This window comes from Clostridium sp. HV4-5-A1G, from assembly GCF_900184915.1.
Taxonomy (GTDB): domain Bacteria; phylum Bacillota; class Clostridia; order Clostridiales; family Clostridiaceae; genus Clostridium_B; species Clostridium_B aromativorans.
Genome location: NZ_FXYI02000141.1, coordinates 1 through 9,411 on the forward strand (window position 1 = coordinate 1; position 9,411 = coordinate 9,411).

General features: G+C 31.7%; 9 protein-coding genes and 1 tRNA gene. 7 read left to right on the forward strand and 3 right to left on the reverse strand.

Going from position 1 to position 9,411, the window contains the following annotated elements; translation table 11 throughout:
• Positions 1-126: 126 nt before the first annotated feature.
• From J5G60_RS13630 to J5G60_RS13660, 7 genes are all read left to right on the forward strand, one after another.
• Complete coding sequence (locus tag J5G60_RS13630) at positions 127-444, forward strand: MazG-like family protein (RefSeq protein WP_150357037.1); 318 nt, start codon at positions 127-129, stop codon at positions 442-444.
• 11 nt (positions 445-455) lie between these two features.
• The gene (locus J5G60_RS13635) at positions 456-1,445 is read left to right on the forward strand and encodes a YybS family protein (protein WP_150357036.1); all 990 of its coding nucleotides are present in this window, start codon (positions 456-458) and stop codon (positions 1,443-1,445) included.
• Positions 1,446-1,461: 16 nt separating this feature from the next.
• Entirely contained in the window at positions 1,462-3,447 is a 1,986-nt protein-coding gene (locus tag J5G60_RS13640; RefSeq protein WP_150357035.1) for a DHH family phosphoesterase, read from the forward strand.
• On the forward strand, positions 3,448-3,891 hold the full coding sequence (gene rplI, locus J5G60_RS13645; RefSeq protein WP_150357034.1) for a 50S ribosomal protein L9: 444 nt from the start codon (positions 3,448-3,450) through the stop codon (positions 3,889-3,891).
• Positions 3,892-3,903: 12 nt separating this feature from the next.
• Positions 3,904-5,802, forward strand: a complete 1,899-nt coding sequence (gene lonC, locus J5G60_RS13650) for a Lon family ATP-dependent protease (RefSeq protein ID WP_150357033.1) — start codon at positions 3,904-3,906, stop codon at positions 5,800-5,802.
• Positions 5,803-5,867: 65 nt separating this feature from the next.
• Complete coding sequence (locus tag J5G60_RS13655) at positions 5,868-7,202, forward strand: replicative DNA helicase (RefSeq protein WP_150357032.1); 1,335 nt, start codon at positions 5,868-5,870, stop codon at positions 7,200-7,202.
• A 105-nt stretch (positions 7,203-7,307) separates the two neighbouring features.
• A tRNA-Thr gene (locus J5G60_RS13660) sits at positions 7,308-7,383 on the forward strand.
• 149 nt (positions 7,384-7,532) lie between these two features.
• On the opposite strand, the gene J5G60_RS13665 is transcribed toward J5G60_RS13660, so the two are convergent.
• The 3 genes from J5G60_RS13665 to J5G60_RS18915 all read right to left on the reverse strand — a co-directional run.
• Positions 7,533-8,981, reverse strand: a complete 1,449-nt coding sequence (locus J5G60_RS13665) for a tyrosine-type recombinase/integrase (RefSeq protein ID WP_190972205.1) — start codon at positions 8,979-8,981, stop codon at positions 7,533-7,535.
• Positions 8,982-9,039: 58 nt separating this feature from the next.
• The gene (locus J5G60_RS18910; protein ID WP_236035320.1) at positions 9,040-9,177 is read right to left on the reverse strand and encodes a hypothetical protein; all 138 of its coding nucleotides are present in this window, start codon (positions 9,175-9,177) and stop codon (positions 9,040-9,042) included.
• Positions 9,178-9,192: 15 nt separating this feature from the next.
• Positions 9,193-9,411: Uma2 family endonuclease (locus J5G60_RS18915; protein WP_236035321.1), on the reverse strand; the 219-nt coding region annotated here is incomplete at its 5' end.

Genomic DNA, 9,411 nt, shown 5'->3' on the forward strand with positions numbered 1-9,411 from the left:
ATATTATATTCTAACTTATGTATAATATTATTATACATAAGTTAGAATTATAGGAATAGGATATGTTTTGTAAAATTATATAAGAGGACTAAAGTCAAGTTAAATGATGGGGGGGTAAAAGGACGTATGAATAAAGAGAATTTTAATATAATGTATGATGTTAAGATTATAGAAGATTTAAAAGCAGATCTTTTGTGTATAATAGGAGATTTTTTCAAATTGCTTACAAAGGGAAGCAATGTGGCAAGGGAATCCATACTGGATTGTATTTCCGGGGCAATAATAATTTTATATTTGCTTGCGGAAAGATTGGGATATTCCCATGTGGAAGTAGATGAAACCATGAAAAAAAAATTGAAAGTTGGTATAATTGAGGAAGATAAAATAGAACAACATGGAAAAAATTTAAGTAAATTATATAATCATCTGAAAGAAAAGAGTTAGCGGAGGTAAAAATGCAAAAAAGGATGTATAATACAAAGGCACTTATTGAAGGCAGCTTAACTACAGCACTTATAGTAGTAATAATGCTAATAAATATATATGTACCCATATTTTTTATATTTGTTAATTTTATATTGCCAATACCTATAACTGTACTGTATATTAGACAAGATTATAAGATAGCTTTGATTTCTGTCATAGCTAGTGATATATTGATATCAATGTTTTATAATCCCATAGCTGCATTATCTTTAATAGTATTAATAGGATTAACAGGAATGACTTTAGGATATTGCATAAAAAATAAGAAGAAATTTGGAACTACTATAATATTTTTATCTATATCTATGGCAGTGGGAATAATTTTTTATTTTGCTGTACATATAATGCTTATAAGTAAAGAAGGAATATATGGATTTGTCAATGGGATGTTGGAAAATTTTAAGCAGTCCATGAATTTAAGCAAAAGCATGTATGAAAAAGCTGGTGTATCAAGTAATCAATTTGCTTCTATGGAAAGTATGCTTAAAGTACTTACACCAGAATATGTTATGAGACTTATTCCTGCAGGAATAATAATTATTTCATTTATTTTGTCGTATCTAAATTACATAATAACCAGAGCCATACTTATAAAATTAAAATATCAAGTTAATGGAATTAAACCCTTAAACCAATGGTATATGAATACTAGGCTGGGAACATTAGTGGGATTAATACTTGTTAGTGGAATTTTATTTGATAGAGAAAATATGGCTATTGGACAATATATGATTACCTCTTCAGAAATTATATTACAATTTATATTCCTTATAGATGGATTGGCATTGTTAACATATTATTTAATGAAAAAATTTAGAATATCTAAAAAAATTGTTGCTATCATTATAGTATTTGCAGCTTTATCCAGTTTATCATTATTTTGTGTTTTGGCAGGTTTTATAGATATGATATTTGATTTTAGGAAACTTGACCCTTATAGAAAATCAAAAAAACAATAACTGGAGGCTTATATTAATGGATAATAAGTACAATTATTTTATAAATAGCAATAAGGTATATATGATAATAATTGCAGTGCTTATTTTAATGCTGATATTATATGGGCATATAAATATAGGTATTACAGCTACTTTTTTATATGTATTTCTTATAATTTATAATATAAAAAATACCAGATCTAGAAAGAACAGATGGAAGGAATTTATAGAGGATTTTTCATCTAAACTTGATGTAGCTACTAGAAGTACTCTTGTAAAGTTGCCATTTCCACTTGTTATAATAAAAATGACCGGTGATGTATTATGGTATAATCAGAATTTTTCACTTATATTAAAAGGTAAGGATATATTGGGGCAGAATATTAAAAATATAGCTGGAGATTTTAACATAAAACAAGCTGCAAATGGAAGAGAAAATATATTCAGATATATAAAGATTGAGGATAAACACTATGATATATATGCAAATATAGTGGAAACTTCTGAAGACTCCAAAGATAAGATTATGATATTATATTTTTATGATGTGACGAATTCATATAATATTATGTCTTCTATAGATGCGAATAAAAATACAATAATGCTGATAGAAGTAGATAATTTTAATGATGTTATAAAAACTATGGAGGAAGATGATAAGCCTCTTATAATAGCTGAAATAGAGAGAACTATAAATATATACGCTCAAAGTTTAAATTCCATGGTAAGGAAGTATGAATCAAATAAATATGTATTTTGTGTACAAAACAAATATATAGAACAAGAAATGGAAAAGAAATTTGAAATACTTGATGCTGTAAGAGAAATAAATATGGGAAATAAACTTTCGGTGACATTGAGCATAGGTGTTGGAAGAGGAGGAGAAAGTCCACAAGAAAATGAAAAATATGCGGTATCAGCCAAAGAATTGGCACTAGGAAGAGGTGGAGATCAAGCAGTAGTAAAAACTCAAGATAAGTTATTGTTCTATGGCGGCAGGACCAAGGAAGTTGAAAAGAGGACCAAAGTAAAAGCAAGGGTGATAGCACAGGCACTTGTAGATATAATAAGGGACAGCAGTAATGTATTTATTATGGGTCATATTAATCCTGATATAGATTGCTTGGGCTCTTCGGCAGGTTTACATAGCGTAATAACTCAATTGAATAAGAAATGCTTTATAATACTGGATAATAGTAATGAGAGTATAAAACTCATACTGAATAAGATAAAAGAAGAGGAAGAATATGGGAATGCTTTTGTACACAGTAGGGATTGCGAAGATAATGTAAATGAAAACAGTCTTCTCATAATAGTAGATGTTTATAGTAAAGGATATGTTCAAAATATGGATTTGGTTAAAAAGTTCAATAGAATGGCCATAATTGATCATCATAGAAAACCTCCGGATTTTATTGAAAATTCTCTTCTGAATTATATTGAACCATATGCTTCTTCTACTTCTGAACTAATTACTGAAATGTTACCATATATGGTGGAAAAACCGAAAGTAAAAACTATAGAGGCAGAAGCTCTTCTTGCAGGAATATGTGTGGATACTAAAAATTTCTATTTTAAAACTGGAGTGAGAACTTTTGAAGCTGCCTCTTTTTTAAGAAGATTGGGAGCAGATACTATAAATGTGAAAAAATTTTTTTCTGACGATCTGGATACCTATTTAAAAAGAGCTGAAATTATAAAATCAGCAAAAATATATAATAACATTGCCATAGCAATATGTCCTGAAGAAATAGGAACTATATTGCTAATTGCCCAGGCAGCAGATGAACTGCTAAATATTACTGGTATTCAAGCCTCTTTTGTTTTTGTTAAAATAAAAGACGAGATATTTATTAGTGGAAGATCTTTAGGTGATATAAATGTACAGATTATACTTGAAGCTTTAGGGGGTGGTGGTCATATGACTATGGCAGGAGCAAAATTAGAAGCTGTAACTATAGATGAAGCACTGGAAAAATTAAAAACTGTTATAAAGAAATATGTCGAGGAGGATGAAAATTAGATGAAAGTTATATTACTAAAAAACGTGAAATCATTAGGGGAAAAAGGAGAGGTAGTAAAAACTTCAGATGGATATGCAAGAAATTATTTGATACCCAAAGGACTTGCTGAGGAAGCAAATGATGTAAATCTTCATATATGGAACAATAAAAAGGAGGCACAGAGAAAACAGAAGATTTCAGAAATAGAAGCGGCACAAAAACTTGCAGAAAATTTAAAGGGGAAAGAAATAAGACTGACAGTAAAATCGGGAGAAAATGGGAGATTGTTTGGTTCAATAACGGGTAAGGATATTTCGGATGAGCTTAAAAAGAAATTTAATATAAACGTAGATAAGAAAAAAATAGTGATTAATAATATAAGGCAACTTGGTGTCTATTTTGTAGAGATTAAATTGTACCCTGAAATATCTACTAAGATAAAAGTGGTTATTGAAGAAGAATAAGGAGGAAAATTTGTGAAACTGCAGTTTATGGACGGATTAAAAAAGGATATAAATAATTCTGTATCATTAGATACTCAAGTGAATGTACTGAATAATTTATTGAAAAAAATGATGGATAAGGGCACTATAAAATCCAGGATAGTAAAGTATAAGCTTCAAAACTATGTAAATAGTAAAAATGTATTAGAGAGATTATATGCTCTAAATAAAATAGTAAGTGATGGAAAAGGTCTGGATATTGTACCAAATCAATCAGAAGCACAGAATGCGTTAGAGGATACTAATAATTGGATTGCAGAAATTTTGGCGGAAAGGTATGTTAGAAACAGTATTGAAAAAGAAGTGGAGAAAAATCTTATAGAACGTCAAGATAAATATATGGATGATATAAGGCTTAATATTATAAGGAAACAAAAAGGGTGCGAAAATGCAAAGACTTTAAAAAAGTATGCAAAGCTTGAAGTGATGGATTCCAAAATATTTGGGAAAAACATTCAGGAACTTTTGAGACCTGAAAGCTTTGAAGAAATTGTGGGTCAGGAAAGGGCCATAAAATCAATGATTTCGAAAATAGCATCGCCTTATCCGCAGCATATAATTTTATATGGGCCTCCAGGAGTAGGTAAAACTACAGCTGCCAGAATTGCCCTTGAAGAAGCTAAAAGGTTGAAATTTACTCCTTTTAGCAGTGATGCTAAGTTTGTAGAAGTAGATGGAAGTACTTTAAGATGGGATCCTAGAGAGATTACAAATCCTCTTCTAGGTTCTGTACATGATCCTATTTATCAGGGTACGAAAAGAGATCTAGCGGAAGTTGGTATACCAGAGCCTAAATTAGGGCTTGTTACTGAGGCTCATGGAGGAGTACTTTTTATTGATGAAATAGGCGAATTAGATGAAATGCTTCAGAACAAGCTTCTTAAAGTGTTAGAAGATAAGAGAGTTCAGTTTTCATCTTCATATTATGATCCAGATGATGAAAATATCCCCAAATATATAAAGTATTTGTTTGAAAAAGGAGCTCCAGCAGATTTTTTACTAATAGGTGCTACTACAAAAGCTCCTAGTGAAATAAATCCTGCATTGAGATCTAGGTGCACTGAAGTTTATTTTGAACCACTTTCTATAAAAGATATAAAAAGAATAGTGGAAAATGCAGCTGATAAGCTTCATATAGAAATAGAAGATGGTGTATCTGAGCTTATAAGCAAATATACCATTGAAGGAAGAAAGGCAGTCAATATATTAGCGGATGCCTATGGTTATGTACTCTATAATAGTGGAGCTGAGGGTATAAAGGATAAAGTTAATATCTCAGTAGATGACTTGCAAAAGGTTATATCCATAAGTAGACTTGTTTCTTTTGAAGAAATTATTCCAAGAAAGAAATATGAAGTAGGGCATATTTATGGATTAGGAGTGATGGGATATATAGGAGATACTATAGAAATAGAATCAGTGGTGTTTAAAGCTAAAGAGAATGGGAAGGGAATTGTAAGATTCAATGATACTGCAGGAAGTATGACAAAGGATTCGGTGTTTAATGCGGCTTCGGTTATAAGAAAGACTACTGATAAGGATATAAGGGATTATGATATACATGTGAATATAATAGGAGGTGGAAAGATTGACGGACCTTCAGCAGGGGCTGCTATTACGGTATGTATTATAAGTTCTCTATTAAATAAACCTTTAAGGCAGGATATAGCAGTAACAGGTGAAATATCTTTAAGAGGTAATATAAAACCTGTAGGGGGTATCTTCGAAAAGATCTACGGTGCAAAAAGAAAGGGAATAAAAACTGTATTAATACCTGAAGAAAATTTAGGAGATGTATCTGATGATATCGAGGATATAAAGATAAGAACTATATCCAATATAGAAGAACTTATGGATATAATGTTTGAATAGATATCGTGGGTATTGTGAATCTAGATAAATTTACTTAATATTAAAATCTTAGGAGTGAGGTTCCCATGGATGTACCTTTTAAAAATATACCTCATAATATAGAGGCTGAACAAAGTGTAATTGGATCAATGCTTATTGATAAAACCGCCATAGTGGAGTCAATGCAGGTCTTAAAGGTTGAGGATTTTTATAAAGATGCCCATAAAGTTATATTTGATTCCATACTTGATCTATATAGAAAAGATATTGCTGTTGATATAATAACATTGACGGAAAATTTAAAATCAAAGTCCAAGCTTGATGCTGCCGGAGGAATAACTTATATAAGCGAGCTAAGCGGATCTATTGTATCCACAGCTAATTTGCAATCTTATATAAAAATTATCAAAGATAAATCTACCCTTAGAAAGCTTATTAAAGCTTCTACAAAAATAATAGAGGAGAGCTATAATAATCAAGATGATGTGGAAAAAACCATTGATATGGCTGAAAAATCTATATTTGATCTTTCCAACAATATGAAAACATCGGAGTTTGAGCCTATGAATGTGGTGCTTGAAAGAGGATTTTTTGAGATAGAAAGATTATTTAACAATAAGGGTGAAACTACAGGAATAGCTTCAGGATTTAGAGAACTAGATGCCAAAACTTCAGGATTTCAAAAAGGAGATATGGTTCTAGTAGCAGCAAGACCTTCCATGGGCAAAACGACTTTTGCACTTAATATAGCAGAATATGCAGCTTTGAGAGAAGGGAAAAAAGTAGCTGTATTTTCTCTTGAAATGTCAAAAGAACAGCTGGCGTATAAATTATTATGTTCTGAAGCCCATATAGATATGTTAAAACTCAGGACTGGAAATTTGGAAGATAAAGATTGGGAAAATATTGCTAGAGCTTCAGGGCCTTTGGCTGCTTCAAAAATTTTTATAGATGATACAGCTGGTATATCAATTATGGAAATGAGATCTAAATGCAGGAGATTGAAAATAGAGAAGGGTATAGATATCATAATTGTGGATTATCTTCAACTTATGAGAGGAGGAAGAAGTTCAGAGAATAGACAGCAGGAAGTGTCGGAAATATCAAGATCTATTAAAGCTCTTGCCAAGGAAATGCAGTGTCCTATTATTGCTATATCTCAGTTATCACGTGCCCCAGAAGCAAGAACAGATCATAGACCTATGCTTTCTGACTTGAGAGAATCTGGATCCATAGAACAGGATGCGGATATAGTTATGTTTTTATATAGAGATGAATACTATAATAAGGAAACAGAAGAGAAAAATATAGCAGAATGTATTATTGCGAAACAGAGAAATGGTCCTACGGGGACGGTAAAACTGGCATGGATGGGACAGTTCAGTAAATTTGGGAATCTTGACGTAATTCATCAAGAGTAAGTCAATATATCATTGTGAATTGTTAGTAAAGAATAATATTGTGAAATAAAATTAATTTATATTTGATTATAGTCAGGATTTGTATTAAAATAGTATTGTGTCTTTGCTCCTATAGCTCAGTAGGTAGAGCAACTGATTCGTAATCAGTAGGTCACAGGTTCGACTCCTGCTGGGAGCACCAAGTATAAAGCTTGTAATATCAACGTATTGCAGGCTTTTAATTTTTTGTATAAAATGAATAAAAATGTTAAATTGGAGACCATTTGGAGACTACTCAAATAAAAAACGAGTTAAGAGTGCTAAAATATACAATAAAAAAGCAGGACTATTTTAGCCTTGCTTTTTACCTTTTTCAGGTTTGTTAAATAAATTTTCAAGTTTGTTGGCAGCTTCTCTATCTGCTCTTTGAAGTGCATGAGTGTAAATTTTAAGTGTAGTGTAGGGTTCTGCATGGCCTAGTCTTTTAGATACTGTGGCAACATCCATGCCCTGGCCGATTAATAGACTTGCACTGGTATGTCTTAATCCATGGAAATTTACGTTATCGAGTAAGTATTTCTTTTTATCTTTCTTAGGTATGCTACTATCATTGAGGACTCTGTTGTTGTGCCTTTTAATAAATTTGGAGAACCATTTACCTAAAGTTTGCGGAAATATAGGGGCACCATTGCGTTTGGTAAATATACGGTTGCTGTCAACCCATAAATTTCCCAAATCAGCTTTTACACCATTCTGCCATAGTTTATATTGTCTCATTACGGCCATAACAGTGTCGGGAAGTGCTATTACTCTATCACTGCTCATATTCTTTGTAGACTTTGTAAATATGCCTCTATCGGGTAAGTATTGAGAAGCCTGGCGTATTCTTAATACTTCATTATCCCAATCCAAATCGGACCATTCTAGGCCATTTAATTCTCCTGCTCTCATACCGCCATATATACACAAATATACCATGGTTTTATATTTAATTGGCTCATATTCTACCAGCTGTAGTATATATTCCACCTGGTCAATCTCAAAATGTCTTGCCTCCTTTCTTTCAACTTTGGGAGGTTTCACACGTGATGCAGGATTATTCAATATGAATTGCCATTGAACTGCAGAGGTAAGTATGCTTGATATGATTCTGTGATGATATAGTATAGTTCTTTCAGACAGCGGTCCAGTTTTTTCAACTGTATTGAATATAGTATCAATATTTACTCCTAATACTTCACTTATTTTAGTGGCTGTAGATAGTGTGAAATTTTTTCCAGTTTTAATACCTTTGATGGTTCTGTACTGAATTCCAGCTTTAGAGGCAATATCTTTTAAAGTGATTCTTGATTCTGAAATGATTTTATCGAAATTTTTGTTTGGAGTGTATTTTTTATCAAGTCTTATACCATTTTCCCTGAGATTGTTATAAAACTCATTTAAATGTGTTGGCTGCAGCTTATTTAATTTTATATGGCCAAGAGCGGGAATTATTCGGCTTTCCAATATTTTTTTATAGCTGAAAAATGTTTTAGGCGCCAGCTCATTTTCTGCATAATCTTTTAACCATTTATGTATGAAATCTTCAAAGGTAATTTTGCCGGCATCAAGATATAGTCCCTTTTCGATTTCATTCTGAAATAATACAAATTGCCTTTGTGCCTCTTCCAGCTGCTTATTAGGCTTGATATCAGATAGATTAATGGTTTTATACTTTCTAATCTTTTTACCGCTTTTATCATAGCCACAGGACACTGTAAGCCTATATGAGTTTTTTCCTCTTTTTTCTATAGCGGCCATAGAAAATCATCCCCTTTTAAGTTTAATCTAGTAGTTACTATGATGTTTTGTGTAGTAACTACACATTTAAGTTATTAAAATCAATTTCTAAATCATCATATATCCCGACTTTTATTTTATCTGTAAAGGAATAAGCTTTAGGAGCTCCATAATTCATTGTATCGTCAAGTTTGTATATCAGTATACTTTTCTCCATAGGATTTACTATCCATTATTCACGAACCTTATATGAGATGTATAGGCTTAATTTGCGTATATAATCATTGGATGGTTTGAAGTGTGACACTATCTCAACAATTAGATCTGGGGGTCCAATACAACCCTTATCATTCAGTTTATTCTTATGACATATTACTGATATATCTGGTTGAACAATGTTTCTGCAGTTATCAAGGTTTTCGTCATCAGTGAGGAATACATCAAAGGGTGA